The sequence below is a fragment of the Saccharothrix stipae genome (genome assembly GCF_054781895.1).
In genome coordinates this window covers 345083-360342 of record NZ_BAAGTN010000009.1, presented here as the reverse complement: position 1 = coordinate 360342, position 15260 = coordinate 345083, and the positions used below count along the sequence as shown (strand labels likewise).

At 71.9% G+C, this 15260-nt stretch carries 16 protein-coding genes; 12 read left to right on the top strand and 4 right to left on the bottom strand.

Annotated elements, in window-relative coordinates:
- Nucleotides 1–34: 34 nt before the first annotated feature.
- Nucleotides 35–430, top strand: coding sequence for a VOC family protein (locus ACYVLT_RS24815; RefSeq protein WP_461122598.1), 396 nt, complete (start codon nucleotides 35–37; stop codon nucleotides 428–430).
- Here the strand turns inward: ACYVLT_RS24815 and ACYVLT_RS24810 are convergent.
- Nucleotides 427–2310: an ABC transporter ATP-binding protein gene (locus ACYVLT_RS24810; RefSeq protein WP_461122597.1), complete on the bottom strand. Its 1884-nt coding sequence runs from the start codon at nucleotides 2308–2310 to the stop codon at nucleotides 427–429. The genes ACYVLT_RS24815 and ACYVLT_RS24810 overlap by 4 nt on opposite strands.
- A gap of 285 nt (nucleotides 2311–2595) precedes the next feature.
- Between ACYVLT_RS24810 and ACYVLT_RS24805 the strand changes: the two genes are divergently transcribed.
- Nucleotides 2596–3519 carry a hypothetical protein gene (locus ACYVLT_RS24805; RefSeq protein ID WP_461122596.1) on the top strand — a complete coding sequence of 308 codons (924 nt, stop codon included), beginning with the start codon at nucleotides 2596–2598 and terminating at the stop codon, nucleotides 3517–3519.
- Between the two features lie 123 nt (nucleotides 3520–3642).
- Here ACYVLT_RS24805 and ACYVLT_RS24800 read toward each other — a convergent pair whose 3' ends face one another.
- Entirely contained in the window at nucleotides 3643–4587 is a 945-nt protein-coding gene (locus ACYVLT_RS24800; RefSeq protein ID WP_461122595.1) for a 4-hydroxy-3-methylbut-2-enyl diphosphate reductase, read from the bottom strand.
- Between the two features lie 64 nt (nucleotides 4588–4651).
- Here ACYVLT_RS24800 and ACYVLT_RS24795 point away from each other — a divergent pair, with 64 nt between their 5' ends.
- The 8 genes from ACYVLT_RS24795 to ACYVLT_RS24760 all read left to right on the top strand — a co-directional run bounded on the left by ACYVLT_RS24795 (nucleotide 4652) and on the right by ACYVLT_RS24760 (nucleotide 10308).
- Nucleotides 4652–5182: a lipid droplet-associated protein gene (locus tag ACYVLT_RS24795; RefSeq protein ID WP_461122594.1), complete on the top strand. Its 531-nt coding sequence runs from the start codon at nucleotides 4652–4654 to the stop codon at nucleotides 5180–5182.
- The gene (gene xseA / locus ACYVLT_RS24790) at nucleotides 5179–6453 is read left to right on the top strand and encodes an exodeoxyribonuclease VII large subunit (protein ID WP_461122593.1); all 1275 of its coding nucleotides are present in this window, start codon (nucleotides 5179–5181) and stop codon (nucleotides 6451–6453) included. The genes ACYVLT_RS24795 and xseA overlap by 4 nt, the downstream gene beginning before the upstream one ends.
- Complete coding sequence (locus ACYVLT_RS24785; RefSeq protein WP_461122592.1) at nucleotides 6434–6841, top strand: sugar ABC transporter substrate-binding protein; 408 nt, start codon at nucleotides 6434–6436, stop codon at nucleotides 6839–6841. Before xseA ends, ACYVLT_RS24785 begins: the two co-directional genes overlap by 20 nt.
- Nucleotides 6838–7047, top strand: a complete 210-nt coding sequence (locus ACYVLT_RS24780; protein ID WP_053719410.1) for an exodeoxyribonuclease VII small subunit — start codon at nucleotides 6838–6840, stop codon at nucleotides 7045–7047. Before ACYVLT_RS24785 ends, ACYVLT_RS24780 begins: the two co-directional genes overlap by 4 nt.
- A gap of 53 nt (nucleotides 7048–7100) precedes the next feature.
- The gene (glpX, locus tag ACYVLT_RS24775) at nucleotides 7101–8156 is read left to right on the top strand and encodes a class II fructose-bisphosphatase (protein ID WP_461122591.1); all 1056 of its coding nucleotides are present in this window, start codon (nucleotides 7101–7103) and stop codon (nucleotides 8154–8156) included.
- A 126-nt stretch (nucleotides 8157–8282) separates the two neighbouring features.
- On the top strand, nucleotides 8283–9050 hold the full coding sequence (locus ACYVLT_RS24770) for a S1 family peptidase (RefSeq protein WP_461122590.1): 768 nt from the start codon (nucleotides 8283–8285) through the stop codon (nucleotides 9048–9050).
- A 407-nt stretch (nucleotides 9051–9457) separates the two neighbouring features.
- Nucleotides 9458–9820 carry a L,D-transpeptidase gene (locus ACYVLT_RS24765; protein WP_461122589.1) on the top strand — a complete coding sequence of 121 codons (363 nt, stop codon included), beginning with the start codon at nucleotides 9458–9460 and terminating at the stop codon, nucleotides 9818–9820.
- 56 nt (nucleotides 9821–9876) lie between these two features.
- Complete coding sequence (locus tag ACYVLT_RS24760) at nucleotides 9877–10308, top strand: L,D-transpeptidase (RefSeq protein ID WP_461122588.1); 432 nt, start codon at nucleotides 9877–9879, stop codon at nucleotides 10306–10308.
- A gap of 10 nt (nucleotides 10309–10318) precedes the next feature.
- On the opposite strand, the gene ACYVLT_RS24755 is transcribed toward ACYVLT_RS24760, so the two are convergent.
- The gene (locus ACYVLT_RS24755) at nucleotides 10319–11290 is read right to left on the bottom strand and encodes an NAD(P)/FAD-dependent oxidoreductase (protein ID WP_461122587.1); all 972 of its coding nucleotides are present in this window, start codon (nucleotides 11288–11290) and stop codon (nucleotides 10319–10321) included.
- 80 nt (nucleotides 11291–11370) lie between these two features.
- Here ACYVLT_RS24755 and ACYVLT_RS24750 point away from each other — a divergent pair, with 80 nt between their 5' ends.
- Nucleotides 11371–12765 (top strand): class II fumarate hydratase, encoded by a 1395-nt coding sequence (locus tag ACYVLT_RS24750; protein WP_461122586.1) that lies wholly within the window; start codon nucleotides 11371–11373, stop codon nucleotides 12763–12765.
- Between the two features lie 86 nt (nucleotides 12766–12851).
- Here the strand turns inward: ACYVLT_RS24750 and ACYVLT_RS24745 are convergent, their stop codons facing one another.
- Nucleotides 12852–13784, bottom strand: a complete 933-nt coding sequence (locus ACYVLT_RS24745; protein ID WP_461122585.1) for a DMT family transporter — start codon at nucleotides 13782–13784, stop codon at nucleotides 12852–12854.
- Nucleotides 13785–13832: 48 nt separating this feature from the next.
- Between ACYVLT_RS24745 and pdxR the strand changes: the two genes are divergently transcribed.
- Entirely contained in the window at nucleotides 13833–15203 is a 1371-nt protein-coding gene (gene pdxR, locus ACYVLT_RS24740) for a MocR-like pyridoxine biosynthesis transcription factor PdxR (protein ID WP_461122584.1), read from the top strand.
- Nucleotides 15204–15260 lie beyond the last annotated feature (57 nt).

The following is a 15260-nucleotide window of genomic DNA, read 5'->3' as shown; positions in this document are numbered from 1 at the left end:
CCTCGCGCGATCGCGGCGCTTTACCATGCACCACATGGCTTACCGGTCCGCGTTCCCCATGCTGGTCTGCGACGACCTGGCGCGTTCGCTGGAGTTCTACCGCGACGGCCTCGGCTTCACCGTGACCTACCGCTTCCCCGCCGACGGCGACCCGCTGTACGTGGCCGCCGAACTGGGTGACGGGTCGAAGCTCGGGCTCGGCCAGGTCGCGCCGGACGGCAGGGGCGTGCACGGCGCGCCCCAGCGCCCGGCCACCGGCCACCGGTTCGAGCTGTGCGTCTACCACGACGACGTGGACGCGGCCGTGGCCGACCTGGAACGCCGCGGCCACCCCGTGCTCCAGCGCCCGAACGACACGCCGTGGGGCGAGCGGATCGCGTTCGTGGCCGACCCGGACGGCAACCCGGTGATGATCACCGCGCCGCGCTAGGACGCGAGCAGCCCGCCCCGGTACGCGGCGGCCTGGAGCTCGAACAGCTCGAAGTAGTGCCCGCGCAACGCCATCAGCTCCTCGTGCGTGCCCTGCTCGATGATCCGGCCCTGGTCGAGCACGACGATCCGGTCGGCGTTGCGGATGTTCGCCAGCCGGTGCGTGACCAGGATCGTGGTGCGCCGCGCGGTCGCCTCCCGCAGGCCCTCGAAGACGCGCGCCTCGGCCTTGGCGTCCAGCGCGGCCGTCGGCTCGTCGGCCACCAGCACCGACGCGTCCCGGTACATGCCGCGCGCGATGCCCATCCGCTGCCACTGCCCGCCGGACAGGTCCTGGCCGTCGTTGAACTGCCGCGACAGCACGGTGTCCGGCCCGGCCGGGAGGGTGGCCAGCACCTCGTCCGCGCCGGACTTCGCCACCGCCTCCCGCCACGCCTGCTCGTCCTCGCGCTCCAGCCGGCCGACCGTCACGTTGTGCCGCGCGGTCATCGGCCACTGCGCCGGGTCCTGCGCGATCACCGCGATCGACGAGTGCACCGAGTGCGGGTCGGCCGTCGCCAGGTCGACGTCGTCCCACGCGACCGTCCCCGACGACGCCGGGAACAAGCCGGTCAGCACCTTGCCCAGGGTCGTCTTGCCCGACCCGTTCTCCCCCACCAGCGCGACGACCTCGCCCTTCTCCACGGTCAGGTTCACCTCGCGCAACGCGGGCGTCTGCCCACCGGGGTAGGTGAACGACACGTCGGTCAGCGTGATCCGCGACGGGTCGGCCGGAGCGAGCACCGGTGAGCTGCCCTGCGCCCGTTCCGCGCCCTCGACCAGCAGCTTGCGGTAGAAGTCGATGTAGAACGAGTCCTCGTACAGCGAGTTGACCGCGCGGGTGGTGCTCGCCAGCGACGAGAACCCGGTGCGCATGGCCAGCACCGCCGTGCCCGCCAACGCCAGCTCCATGCCGCCGGTGTGCAGCAGCACGCCCAGCACGACGTAGGCGATCGCGGTGCCGACGCCGGCCAACGCGCGCCCGGTCAGCCGCACCAGGTTCGTCCGGTGCGCCATCCGGATCTCGTCGGCCACGAGGCTGTCCGCGATGCGCCGGTGCTCGGCGAGCAGGCGTTCCTGCAACGTCAGCGCGTGCCGTTCCAGCGCGAAGTCCCGGTCGGTCGCGACCTCCTCGACCACGCCCTTGCGGGTGTTGCGGGTGACCGAGTCTAGGAAGTGCTCGTAGCGCAGCTTGGACGCCCGCGCCGACGCCCAGGCGTTCGCGAACGCGGCCAGCAGCAGCGCGGGCGCCAGCCACGGGTTGAGCAGCCCGACCGTGACCACCGCCGCGATCAGCGAGATGCCGCCGGACACCAGGTCCGCCAGGTACCGCAGGCTGCTCTCCAGGGAGCGGACGCCGCGCCGGCCGCCCTGACGGGCCAGCTCGCGGAAGTCGGCGTCCTCGAACGCGAGCAGCGAGGCGCGCACCAGCACCGCCGTCACCTCGTCGTTGGCCTCACGCGTGACGCGGGGCCGCAGCGAGCTCTCGACCGCCGCGACCGCCGTGTCGAGCAACGCGCGCACCACCAGCGAGCCGACCACCACCGCCAGCGCGGGCAGCGCTTCCACCACGCGCTGCGGCGTGGGGCCGTCCCGCAGCAACGCGGCGAACACGTCGGCGGTGGCGAGCAGCCCGAACGCGGTGACGGCGCCGGACAGCACGTGCACGACGCCCGCCAGCAGGGTGAGCCGGGGTGAGGTGCGCCAGGCGAGCCGGACCACCATCGAGACCGCCGACGGCAGGCTCTTGAGGGCCTTGCCGAGGCTCACGGAGGTCCCACCGCGGCGACGGGCCCACTTGGGGGTGGCCACGTTCTCCACCCCGATCAGCACGGTGCTCATCGTTCCAGCAAACGCGAACTTCACCCGGTCGCCAACCGCTTACGCCGTCAGCGCAGCTCAGCGCCCCGCAGGAGCCGAAGTGTCATACCGCCGTGGCACCATCGCGGCGGAGGCCTCCGCCGCGACCACGACAGGCCCGATGAAATGGAATAAAAACCGACCGGATTGCGCGCTAACACCCGGAAGGTTCGTCCCGAAAGTCGAAGTGACCCGACCGGGAACCCACCGGCCGGACCATTTCCCCGCCTATTCCCGGACCATTCTTGTCATGAGTGGAGAACAGCCATGCGCGCATTTCCCGGTCGAGCACGTCCCGGTGTCGCCGCCGTCGTCGCGGCGCTGGCGACGGCGGTGGTGGCCACACCCGCCTCGGCCGACGCACCCCCGTACGACCCGGCCCTCGGGCGCACGCCCTACCAGCCGGCCATGATGCTGGTCGACCCGCAGCCCGGCGATTCGGGCGGCCTGGAGAACCCGTACGGGTTCAACCTCACCCGGATGCGCGGCCTGGCCAACCCGGCCTACTACGAACTGATGGACCACTACACGGTCAAGCTCTACAAGAACCGCCGCGGCCTGCCCGAGAACGACCCGCGCCTGCAACAGGAGGAACGCTGGTTGGAGGGTTTCGACGACGTCATGTCGACCATCGTGCTGGAGACCAACAAGTGGGTCGGCGGGCGCCTGGAATACCTCGACTACGACCAGGAGCCCTACCTGACCACGCCGCGCCCGGCGAACCAGATCAGCATCACGTTCGACACCCAGCTGACCGGCGTGGTCGGGATGGCCTACCCCGGCACGCGACTCGACCGGCGCGGCCTGGTCTACACCGGCGGCAACATCAGCTTCGCGCACCTGTCAACGTGGGACCGCATCGTCGAGCGCAGCGTGGCCGGCGACCGGGAGGCCCGACACCAGATCGGGATGAAGGTCATGCACGAGCTCGGCCACCAGCTGGGGCTCAACCACTACAACTCGGAGTACCAGGGCGAGCACGCGCTCATGGGCCAGCGGACCGTGGACGACGTCTCCAGCTGGAACGACGTGCTGTGGCGCGGCGACAAGGCGGGGCTGCTGGCCATGGCCGGGTGGCGTGACCGGGCGAAGGCGTGCGCGCAGCGGGGCGAGTGCACCCCGATCTGGTACAAGGACAGCTCCGTGGCGTGGCCGCCGAGCCCGCCGGACCACCGCTACGACCTGGGCTGAGAACGGCGAAGCGCCCACGCCCCGGAGCACGGGCGTGGGCGCTTCGGCAGCACGGGCACCCCACGACCCGGCGCTGTGGCGGCTCGGGTCAGGTCGGGTCAGGTCAGGTCAGGTCAGGTCAGGTCAGCGGACCATGTCCTTGCGCAGCTCGCGCGGCAGGGCGAAGGCGATCTTCTCGTTCGCCGTGGTGATCTCCTCGACGTCGCCGTAGCCGTGCTCGGCCAGGAACTCCAGCAGCTCCATCACCAGGATGTCCGGCACCGACGCGCCCGAGGTCACGCCGACCGTCGACACGCCCTCCAGCCACGCCGGGTCGACCTCGCGGGCGTAGTCGACCAGGTACGACGCCCGCGCGCCCGCCTGCAACGCCACCTCGACCAGCCGCACCGAGTTCGACGAGTTCTTCGACCCGACCACCAGCACCAGGTCGCACTCCGGCGCCATCGTCTTCACCGCGGTCTGCCGGTTGGACGTGGCGTAGCAGATGTCGTCCGACGGCGGCTCCTGGAGATCCGGGAACCGGTCCTGCAACTGCCGCACCCGCACCATCGTCTCGTCCACCGACAGCGTGGTCTGCGACAGCCAGACCACCTTGGACGGATCGCGCACCACGACCTTGTCGACGTCCTCGGCGGTGTCCACGAGCTGGATGTGCGAGGGCGCCTCGCCGTACGTGCCCTCGACCTCCTCGTGTCCTTCGTGGCCGATCAGGAGGATGTCGTAGTCCTCGCGGGCGAACCGCTTGGCCTCGTTGTGGACCTTGGTCACCAGCGGGCAGGTGGCGTCGATCGTGCGCAGCTGCCGCGACGCCGCCTCCTCGTGCACCGCGGGCGACACGCCGTGCGCCGAGAAGACCACGAGCGCGCCCTCGGGCACCTCGTCGGTCTCGTCCACGAAGATCGCGCCGCGCCGGGACAGCGTCTCCACGACGTGCTTGTTGTGGACGATCTCCTTGCGCACGTAGACCGGGGCGCCGTACTGCTCCAGCGCCTTCTCCACGGTCACGACGGCACGGTCCACGCCGGCGCAGTAGCCACGCGGCTTGGCCAGGAGCACTCGCTTGTCCATGGCCTCCAGGGTACGGCGTGCCGGATGTAGGCATCCGACCGCCGACTGCGGCAGGCTGTAGGGCATGAAGCCACTGCCCCTGACCGTCCGCCTCGCCGCGGGACTGGCGGCCACCGCCGTCGAGCAGGCCCGGAAGCTCCCGGGGCAACTCGCGGGCCTCCCGGTCACCGTGGTCAGTGAGGCCCTCCAGCTGTCCATGCGGGTCCAGCAGCGGGTGACGGAACTCGCAATCAAGGGCGACGACGTGCTGTCCGTGCTGCGCCCGGTGGAGCAGGAACCCGAGTGGGCGACGTTCGACGAGGACGAGCCGGAGGCCGCGGTCCCGACGGCAGCGGTACCGACGGTCGACGACCCGTCGGCCGACGATTCGCCGGCCGACGACCCGTGGGCGGAGGAGGAGCAGGCGCTGGCCGCCGCGTCGCCCGCCGTGCTGCCGAACTACGACGAACTGTCGCTGGCGCAGCTGAGGGCCCGCCTGCGGACTTTGACGGCGCAGGACCTGGAGCAATTGCTGGCGCACGAGCGCACGCACGCGGACCGGCCCGAGTTCACCGGCATGCTCACCCGCCGCATCGCGAACCTCAAGACGCAGTGACAGAGGAGAAGTCCAGCCCCGAGAACCCGTGGCCGGTGCGGACGGTCGCGCGCAAGATCTTCGACTGGATCAACCGGCTCGGCGACGTGTGGGTCGAGGGCCAGGTCACCCAGCTCAGCGCGCGCCCGGGCACGGCGACGGCGTTCCTCACCCTGCGCGACCCGTCGGTGGACATGTCGATGCAGCTGACCGCGCCCGTCGGCCTGGTGCGCGAGCTCCAGCTGACCGAGGGCAGCCGGGTGGTGGTGCACGGCAAGCCCAACTTCTTCCCCAACCGCGGCACGCTGAGCCTGCGCGTGGACGAGATCCGCCAGGTCGGCATCGGCGAGCTGCTGGCCCGGATCGAGCGGCTGCGCAAGCTGCTGGGCGCCGAGGGCCTATTCGACCCGCGCCGCAAGCGCAAGCCGCCGTTCCTGCCGAACAAGATCGGCCTGATCACGGGCCGCGCGTCGGCCGCCGAGCGGGACGTGCTGACCAACGCGCACGCCCGCTGGCCGGGCGCCCGGTTCCGGGTGGTCAACGTCGCGGTGCAAGGGGCGTTGGCGGTGCCGCAGATCCTCACCGCACTGTCGACCCTGGACCGCGACCCCGAGGTGGACGTCATCGTGCTGGCCCGCGGCGGCGGCAGCGTGGAGGACCTGCTGCCGTTCTCCGACGAGGCGCTGTGCCGGGCGGTGTCCCAGTGCCGCACGCCGGTGCTGTCCGCGATCGGGCACGAGCCGGACACCCCGCTGGTGGACCACGTGGCCGACCTGCGCTGCTCCACGCCCACCGACGCGGGCAAGCGGGTGGTCCCCGACGTCGCGGAGGAGGGCGAGCGGATCCGCCAGCTGCGCGACCGCAGTCGACGCGCCCTGCACGGCTGGGTGGACCGGGAGCGCAAGCTGCTCGCGGCGCTGCGGACACGACCCGCGCTGTCCGACCCGCACGGTCCGCTGGACCGGCGCGCGGAGGACGTGGACCGGCTGCGCGAGCGCGCCCGGCGGGCGGTGCGCAACCGGCTCGACTCGGAGACCGCGGGACTGGTCGCGACCACGGCGCGCTTGACGACCCTCGGGCCTGCCGCCACGCTGGCCCGGGGGTACGCGGTGGTCCAACTCGTCACCCCCGACGGGGTCGACGGGGTCCTCCGGTCGACCTCCCAAGCTCCCGCGGGCACCCAGCTGAGGGTGCGCGTGGCCGACGGCGCCGTGCACGCGGTCGTCACCACCGCCGCCGAGGGCGGCGATGAGGCGGAGAGAGGAGGCGGTGGTGCCCAACCCGGCACGTGAGCCCACGTTCCTGCCCTTGACGGTGGCCGCCGCGGGCGCGGCCGACGACGAGGGCGCCGTCACCGTGCGCGACCGCGCCGAGTCGGCCGACCGGGCCGCCGCCGACTGCTGGCTGTCACTGGTCGCCGGCTGCACGTCGGGCAGGCAGACGTTGATCAACCGGCTGCACGACCTGTCCGAGGCGACCTGCGGGTACGCCGGGACGCGGTGGTGGCTCGGCCACGGGTCGGTGCACCGCAGGCGGGTCGCCGACGCCGAGCACCGCATCGACGACGCGGTGCGCGAGGGTGACGGCGCGGAGTTCGCCGAGGCGTTCATCGGCTACGACCAGGCGGTCGCGACCGTCGTGGTGCACGTCCAGAACCGATTGGGGAAGTTGTCCACGTGAGTGAGCCGGGCTACGAGCAGGCCAGGGACGAGCTGGTGGAGGTGGTCCGCAGGCTGGAGGCGGGCGGCCTGTCGCTGGAGGAGTCGCTGGCGCTGTGGGAACGCGGCGAGGCCCTGGCGAAGACCTGCGAACGGCAGCTCGCGGGGGCCCGGGAACGGATCGATCAAGCACTCAGTGTGACCGAGGAGGACGTGGCCGAGGCGTGACGACGTGCGAGGATTGCCTTTACCGGCCGGTAGTCTTCGCAGGAGGAAACGTCATGGTCACAGGCAGCAGCCCGTCCGAGCGCCGTCGCGAGGCACCCGACCGGAACCTCGCGCTGGAACTCGTCCGGGTGACCGAGGCGGCCGCGATGGCCGCCGGGCGCTGGGTGGGCCGCGGCGACAAGAACGGCGGCGACGGCGCGGCGGTGGACGCCATGCGCAAGCTGATCGGCACCGTGTCCATGCGCGGCGTGGTGGTGATCGGCGAGGGCGAGAAGGACGAGGCGCCCATGCTGTTCAACGGCGAGGAGGTCGGTGACGGCAACGGCCCCGAGTGCGACGTGGCGGTCGACCCGATCGACGGCACCACGCTGATGGCCAAGGGCATGCCGAACGCGCTGGCGGTGCTCGCGGTGGCCGAACGGGGCGCGATGTTCGACCCGTCCGCCGTGTTCTACATGGAGAAGCTCGCCACCGGGCCGGAGGCGGCCGACGTCATCGACATCACCGCGCCGATCGCGGAGAACATCCGCCGGATCGCGAAGGCCAAGCACAGTGACGTCTCCGACGTGACGGTGTGCATCCTGGACCGGCCGCGGCACGAGTCGCTGGTGCGCGACGTGCGCGCGGCAGGCGCCCGGATCCACTTCATCTCCGACGGCGACGTGGCGGGCGCGATCTCGGCGGCCCGGCCCAACACCGGCATCGACCTGCTGGTCGGCATCGGCGGCACGCCCGAGGGCATCATCGCCGCGGCGGCGCTGAAGTGCATGGGCGGCGCGATCCAGGCCAAGCTGTGGCCCAAGGACGACGACGAGCGGCGGAAGGCGCTGGACGCGGGCCACGACCTGGACCGGGTGCTGCTGACCGACGACCTGGTGCGCGGCGACAACGTGTTCTTCTGCGCGACCGGCGTCACCGACGGCGACCTGGTGCGCGGCGTGCACTACCGGGCTGGCGGCTGCACCACCCAGTCGATCGTGATGCGGTCGAAGTCAGGCACGGTGCGGATGATCGACGGCTTCCACCGGCTCACCAAGCTGCGCGAGTACTCGTCGGTCGACTTCGACATCCCGGTCACGGGCGAGGACGCGCTCCCGCCGCTGCCGTAGTCCTACCGAACGCTGTCAACTGTGAACCGAGCGTTACCGGCCGATCGGCTGTGGTGATCACCCCGCGCCGATCCCTAGTTTCCGATCCGTCCCCGAGCACCCTGCGCCGGGGACGGAGAGGAAGCGATGAAGGTTCGTACCCTGTTCACCGCGTTCGCGGTGGCGGTCGGCGCGGCACTCGCCTCGGCGGCCGGGGCGGCGGCGGCCCCGGCGACCGACGGCGGCGTCACCCCGTTCATCGTGGGCGGCGGCAACGCCACGCAGACCTACTCGTGGATGGTCTCCCTGCAGAGCACCACGGGTAGCCACTTCTGCGGCGGCTCGCTGATCAAGGCCAACTGGGTCGTCACGGCCAAGCACTGCGTGCAGGGCCGGTCGGCGTCCTCCATCCGGGCCCGCATCGGCACGACCAACCGCACCAGCGGCGGCACGGTCGCGTCCGGCGCCCAGGTGATCACCCACTCGTCGTACGACATCGCGCTGGTGCGCCTGGCCACCTCGGTGGGCCAGACGCCGATCGCGGTGGCGTCGACGTCCGGTGCGGCCGGCACGGCGACCCGCATCATCGGTTGGGGCCAGACCTGCGCCCCGCGCGGTGGCTGCGGCGCGCCGATCACCCTGCAGGAGCTGAACACGTCGATCGTGGCGGACAGCCGCTGCCTGGGCATCTACGGCTCGGTCGAGATCTGCACGAACAACCCCAACGGCAACTCGGGCGCCTGCTACGGCGACTCGGGCGGCCCGCAGGTCAAGTCCGTGAACGGGGTGTGGCAGCTGGTCGGCGCCACGAGCCGCGCGGGCAACAACAGCTCCACCTGCGCCACCGGCCCGTCGATCTACATGGACGTGCCGGCGTTCCGCTCGTGGATCAGCCAGTACGCGGGCGCGGTCTAGACCCGTCCGGTCCAGACCGCTCGTCCTCGCGTCCGAAGGGCCGTCCCTCCTGCCGGAGGGGCGGCCCTTCCCCATTCGTTATCAACCGGCCGGCAACCGAGGAGCTCGGGACGGCGTCTCCAGGATCAGTACACAGCACGATCCCTGGGGGGTGCGCGATGCGCAGAGCAGCACTGGTGGTAATCGCTTTCCTGGCAACGGCTTGCGGGACGTCCGAGGCCTCCGGCCCGGCCACGTCCCCGTCTTCTTCTCCTCCGTCTTCCTCGCCGTCTTCTTCCTCCGCCGCACCGTCGTCGGAACCGTCGGCACCGGCCCCATCTCCGGAACCGGCACCGTCTCCGACGCCCGCGCCGACGACGGAGACCACGAAGACGCCGGACCCGCAGCCCGCGCCACCGCCCCCGCCGATGACGGTGCCCGGCACGCCGTGCGACATCACCGACGGCGCGTGCGTCAGCCTGTCCACCAACCAGTCGTGGCTGATCAGCGGCGGCAAGGTCAGCTACGGCCCGGTGCCGATCACGTCCGGCCAGCCCGGCTACGAGACGCCCGTCGGTTACTTCCCGGTGCTGTGGAAGGTGCGGGACGACTGGAGCATCCCCTACAACGGGCCGATGCCGTTCTCCACGTACTTCGTCAGCAACGGCATCGCGTTCCACCAGGGCAGCCTCACCGAGGAGTCGCACGGCTGCATCCACCTGTCACCCGAAGCGGCGTCGCGGTACTTCGACACCCTCCAGGTGGGCGACCAGGTCCAGGTCGCCGCTTAACTGAAAGTGTTCGAACGACTCGGACGGGGTAACCGAAGTGCCGAGGAGTGATAGCGATGAGGAAGATGCTCGGCACGACGGCACTGGCCGCGGCGGCCCTGACCTTCGGCCTCGCGACCCCCGCCTCCGCTTCGACCGGCACGCCGTGCTCCGTGCAGAACGGCGCGTGCGTGCAGTTGTCCACCAACCAGGCGTGGCTCATCTACAACGGCAACGCCAGCTACGGCCCCGTCCGGGTGTCCCACGGGATGCCGGGCTACCAGACACCGGTCGGCACGTACCCCGTGCTGCGCAAGGTGAAGGACGACTGGAGCGTGCCCTACAACGGACCGATGCCGAACGCGGTGTACTTCACCACGAACGGCATCGCGTTCCACCAGGGTGACACCAACACCCAGTCGCACGGCTGCGTGCGCCTGGGCCCGCAGGAGTCGCTGGTGTTCTACGACAACCTGTTCCCGGGCGAGCAGGTCCAGGTAGTGCCTTGAGGGTTTTCGTTCAGCCCGCGTTGCTCGAATGGCCCGGGAACAGGTGGGCCTCCGGGTTGAGCAGCACGGCGATGTTGTTCACCGCGGTGGCGGCCTCGCCGAACCCGGTGGCGATCAGCTTCACCTTGCCGGGGTACTGGGCGACGTCACCCGCGGCGTAGACGCGGTCCCGGGCGGTGCGCATGGTGGTGTCCACCACCACCGCCCGGTGATCGAGCTCCAGGCCCCACGACTCGATCGGCCCGAGGTCGGCGGTGAAGCCCAGGGCCGCGACCACGGCCTGCGCGGGCAGCACCTTGCGGTCGCCGCCCTTCAGGCCCAGCTCCACCTCGGCCAGGTCCGGGTCGCCGCGCAGGGCGAGCACCTCCGCGTCGGTGATGATCTCCACACCGAGCTCGCGGACCTGCCGCACGGTCGGCGGGTGGGCGCGGAACGTCGCACGGCGGTGCACCACGGTGACGCTGGCCGCGATCGGGTGCAGCGCGAGCGCCCAGTCGAACGCCGAGTCGCCGCCGCCGACGACCACCACGTCCTGGCCGGTGTGCACGTTGAGCTTGGGCACGAAGTGCACCACGCCGCGGTCCAGCCAGCCGTCGCCCGCGGGCAGCGGACGGGGCCGGAACTCGCCGATGCCCGCCGTGATCAGCACCGCGCCGGCCCGCACCACGCCGCCGTCGGCGAGCCCGACCTCCAGCCGACCGTCCACATCGGACATCGTGCGGGCCTGCCTGCCGAGCAGGTACGTCGGCTTCCACTGGTCCGCCTGCCGCACGAGCGCGGTCACCAGCTCGCGACCGCGGACCGCCGGGAACCCGGCCACGTCGAAGATCATCTTCTCCGGGTACATCGCGGTGATCTGGCCACCCGCCTCGGGCAGCGCGTCGACCAGCGCGACGGACAGGTCCCGGAAGCCCGCGTAGTACGCCGCGAACAGACCCGTGGGGCCCGCACCGACGATCAGCAGGTCGACCTCAAGCTCCATACCCCCGACCATAGGTGTTCCAGCCCACTCTTCCCACCCTTCTCGGGCCGACCCGGGGCAGGCGGTCCAAACTCGGTGGTATGGGTGAACAGGAGTACCGCGTCGAACACGACACCATGGGCGAGGTCAAGGTCCCGGTCGACGCGCTGTGGCGTGCGCAGACGCAGCGCGCGGTGGAGAACTTCCCGATCTCCGGACGCGGTCTGGAGCGCGCGCAGATCCGGGCGCTCGGCCTGCTCAAGGCCGCCACCGCCCGGGTGAACGAGCGGCTGGGGGTACTGGAACCCGAAGTCGCCGCGGCCATCGCGGCGGCCGCCGACGCCGTCGCGGCGGGCGAGCACGACGAGCACTTCCCGGTGGACGTGTTCCAGACCGGGTCCGGCACGTCGTCGAACATGAACGCCAACGAGGTGATCGCCACCCTGGCGAGCCGCGCGCTCGGTCGCGAGGTGCACCCGAACGACCACGTCAACGCCTCGCAGTCGTCCAACGACACGTTCCCGACCACGCTGCGGGTCGCGGCGACGGAGGCGGTGGCGCGCGACGTCGTCCCGGCCCTGGAGCACCTGGCCTCGGTGCTGGACGCCCGGGCCGCCGACTGGACGTCGCTGGTGAAGTCCGGCCGCACGCACCTGATGGACGCCGTGCCGATCACCCTGGGCCAGGAAGCGGGCGCGTGGGCCACCCAGGTCCGCTACGGGATCGAGCGCCTGACCTCGTCGCTGCCCCGCTTGGCCGAGCTGCCGATCGGCGGCACGGCCGTGGGCAGCGGCCTGAACGCGCCCGCGGGCTTCGGCGCGGCCGTGTCGGCCGAACTCGCCTCGGTCACCGGCCTGCCGCTGACCGAGGCCCGCGACCACTTCGAGGCGCAGGCCACGCAGGACGGCGTGGTGGAGATCTCCGGCCAGCTGCGCGCCACCGCCGTGGGCCTCTACAAGATCGCGAACGACCTGCGCTGGCTGGGTTCCGGCCCCCGGACCGGGCTCGGCGAGCTGGCGCTGCCGGACCTCCAGCCGGGCTCGTCGATCATGCCGGGCAAGGTGAACCCGGTGATCTCCGAGGCCACGATGATGGTGGTCGCGCAGGTCATCGGCAACGACGCGGCGGTGGCGTTCGCCGGCTCGCAGGGCAACTTCCAGCTCAACGTGATGCTGCCGGTGATCGCCCGCAACGTCCTGGAGTCCGCGCGCCTGCTCGCCGCCGTGGCCCGCCTGCTGGCCGACAAGGTCCTCACCGGCGCCGAACCGCAGGTCGATCAGATGCGCGAGTACGCCGAGTCGTCGCCGTCCATCGTGACCCCCCTCAACCGCTACCTGGGTTACGAGGAGGCCGCCTCCATCGCCAAGCAGTCCCTCCGCGAGCGCAAGACCATCCGCGAGGTCGTCCTGGAACGCGGCCACGTCCCCACCAAGCTCTCCGAAGCCGACCTGGACCAGGCCCTCGACGTCCTCCGCATGGCCAACGGCAACCACTAACCCCCTCCCCCACCGAGAGTCCTACCTCCAGACCGCGCGTGTCCTACGTTCGCGTCACGCGTGTCCTACGTTCAGAACACCCGAGTTCAACGCTCAGAACGCGCGAGCTGGGCGTTCGGGTCGTGCCGGGGCGGGTCGTGCCGGGGCGGGCGGTCGACGTCGTCGGCCGTCCGCCCCCGCAGCCCGATCACGCACCCGACGGCCACCGCAGCCGCCCCCACCAACGCCACCGCGGTCAACGCCTGCGCGCCCAGCGCCACCGAAGCCACGAGCCCCGCCACCGGCATCAACCCGATCAACACCCCGGCCCGATCGGCGCCCAGCTGCGCCACCGCGAAGTACCAGAGCCCGAACGCCACCGCCGTCAGCACGACCCCCAGCACCACCAGGGCCACCCCCTCGCGCACCGTCGGCACCTGCCACCCGCCGAACACCGTGCCCAACACCCCACCGGCCGCGGCCGCGATCAGGCAGCACCACGTCGCCACCGCCAACCCGCCCAACCGCCGCACCACACCCACCGCGAACAGCGTGAACGACGCCTCCCCCGCCATCGTCAGCAACGCCAGCAGCAACCCCGGCCCGTGCCACGACCCACCGCCGGACAGCACCACCACCCCGCCGACCACGGCCACCGCGCCCACCACCGCCGCCACGGCCGGCTTCCGCCCCGCCAACAGTGGCGCCACCAGCGCCAACACCAGCGGGCTCGCCCCGAGCACGGCCGCGACGAACCCCGGCTCGGCGTACCGCTGCGCGTACAGCACGCACGCGTTGAACCCGAGCATCCCGGTCGCCACCAGCGCCAGCAGCGCGGGCCAGTCCCGCCGCCCCGGCACCGGCAGCCGCCCACCGCGCAGGAACACCCACCCGAGCAACGCCACCCCGCCCAACGCGTACCGCATCGCCTGCCCCGTGAGCAGCGGGTACGCCTGGAGCATGCCCGTCACCGGCACGGACGCGCCCACGATCACCGACGACGTCGCGCCCGCCGCGATGGCGGCTCTGCTGGTTCTCATGGTGCAGAACCCTCGCCGACGAGTGGTCCAGGATTAAGCTCCACTTCGATGCCGACCAACTGGACCACTTACCGGGAGCTCCTCCTCCCCACCTCGAACGGACGGCGCGCGGTGGAGTCCGAACTGCGCCGCGCGGTGCGGGACGGGCGGCTCGCGCCGGGCACCCGCCTGCCGTCCAGCCGCGACCTGGCGACCCAACTCGGCGTCGCCCGCGGCACCGTCACCGCCGCCTACGCGCAGCTCATCGGCGAGGGCTACCTGACCGCACGGCGCGGCTCGGGCACCACAGTCACGGCCGCCTGCACGTGGCCGGGCGCGGTCGCCGCCGAACCGGAGCCCGCGCCGAGGTTCCGGTACGACCTGAAACCCGGCGTGCCCGCGTTGAGCGCCTTCCCGCGCGACGAGTGGTTGCAGGCGCAGAAGTCGGCGTTGGCGGACCTGTCCACGGACGACCTCGGCTACCCGGACCCGGCCGGTTTCGGCCCGTTGCGCCGGGAGCTCGCCGACTACCTCGGCCGGGTGCGTGCGGTGGCGGCACGACCGTCCGAAGTGGTCGTGACCAACGGCGCGGCGGAGGGGATCTCGTTGCTGGGCCGGGTGTTGCAGGCGGCCGGGCACCGCAGCGTGGCGGTGGAGGAGCCGAGCCACTTCGGCGGCGCGGAGATGCTCGCGTCGCACGGGCTGGAGATCCGGCCGATCCCGGTCGACGACAACGGGCTCCGCGTCGACCTGCTGTCCACAACGGACTGCCGCGCGGTCTTCGTCACGGCGGCGCACCAGTTCCCGTTGGGCGTCGTGCTGCACCCGGAACGCCGTCGTGCCCTGTTGGACTGGGCGCGCGCGTGCGACGGCGTGGTCGTGGAGGACGACTACGACGCCGAACACCGCTACGACCGGCCCGCACTGGGCGCGATGCAGGCGCTGGACCCGACGCGCGTGGTGTACCAGGGCAGCGCGAGCAAGGTGCTCGCGCCCGCACTGCGGCTGGGGTGGCTGGTGCTGCCGCCCGCGCTGCGCGACGTCGTGGTGGACCGCAAGCGCTTGGACGACCTGGGCACCGGGACGTTGCACCAGGCCGCGTTCGCCCGGCTGCTCGGCACCGGCGGGTACGACCGGCACCTGCGGCGCACCCGTCAGCTGTACCGGGCGCGGCGGGACGCGCTGCTGGACGAGCTGCGGGCCGTGCTGCCGGCGTGGGAGCCGATCGGGGTGGCGGCCGGGTTGCACGTGGTCGTGCGGCTGCCGGCCGGGACGGACGACGTGGCGTTGCAGGAGCGGCTGGCCCGGCGTGGCGTCAACGCACCCGCGTTGGCTCAGTACGCGCGCACGCCGACGTTCCCCGGGCTGGTCCTCGGGTACGCGGCGTTGACGCCCGACCGGCTCCGGGAGGCGGTCCGGGAGCTGCGCGCGGCGGCGTGACCGGTCCGGTTCGGGCCGCTTCTCGACTGAGCCCGGTTCTTGGCTGAGCCGGTTTTT

Bases quoted from the DNA above. Each gene is read 5' to 3' on its own strand.
- ACYVLT_RS24765 (WP_461122589.1), top strand. From the start codon at position 9,458: ATGACGGTGCCCGGCACGCCGTGCGACATCACCGACGGCGCGTGCGTC.
- ACYVLT_RS24810 (WP_461122597.1), bottom strand. From the start codon at position 2,310: ATGAGCACCGTGCTGATCGGGGTGGAGAACGTGGCCACCCCCAAGTGG.
- ACYVLT_RS24755 (WP_461122587.1), bottom strand. From the start codon at position 11,290: ATGGAGCTTGAGGTCGACCTGCTGATCGTCGGTGCGGGCCCCACGGGT.
- ACYVLT_RS24800 (WP_461122595.1), bottom strand. From the start codon at position 4,587: ATGGACAAGCGAGTGCTCCTGGCCAAGCCGCGTGGCTACTGCGCCGGC.
- ACYVLT_RS24745 (WP_461122585.1), bottom strand. From the start codon at position 13,784: ATGAGAACCAGCAGAGCCGCCATCGCGGCGGGCGCGACGTCGTCGGTG.
- ACYVLT_RS24795 (WP_461122594.1), top strand. From the start codon at position 4,652: ATGAAGCCACTGCCCCTGACCGTCCGCCTCGCCGCGGGACTGGCGGCC.
- pdxR (WP_461122584.1), top strand. From the start codon at position 13,833: ATGCCGACCAACTGGACCACTTACCGGGAGCTCCTCCTCCCCACCTCG.
- ACYVLT_RS24805 (WP_461122596.1), top strand. From the start codon at position 2,596: ATGCGCGCATTTCCCGGTCGAGCACGTCCCGGTGTCGCCGCCGTCGTC.
- ACYVLT_RS24760 (WP_461122588.1), top strand. From the start codon at position 9,877: ATGAGGAAGATGCTCGGCACGACGGCACTGGCCGCGGCGGCCCTGACC.
- ACYVLT_RS24770 (WP_461122590.1), top strand. From the start codon at position 8,283: ATGAAGGTTCGTACCCTGTTCACCGCGTTCGCGGTGGCGGTCGGCGCG.
- ACYVLT_RS24815 (WP_461122598.1), top strand. From the start codon at position 35: ATGGCTTACCGGTCCGCGTTCCCCATGCTGGTCTGCGACGACCTGGCG.
- glpX (WP_461122591.1), top strand. From the start codon at position 7,101: ATGGTCACAGGCAGCAGCCCGTCCGAGCGCCGTCGCGAGGCACCCGAC.
- ACYVLT_RS24750 (WP_461122586.1), top strand. From the start codon at position 11,371: ATGGGTGAACAGGAGTACCGCGTCGAACACGACACCATGGGCGAGGTC.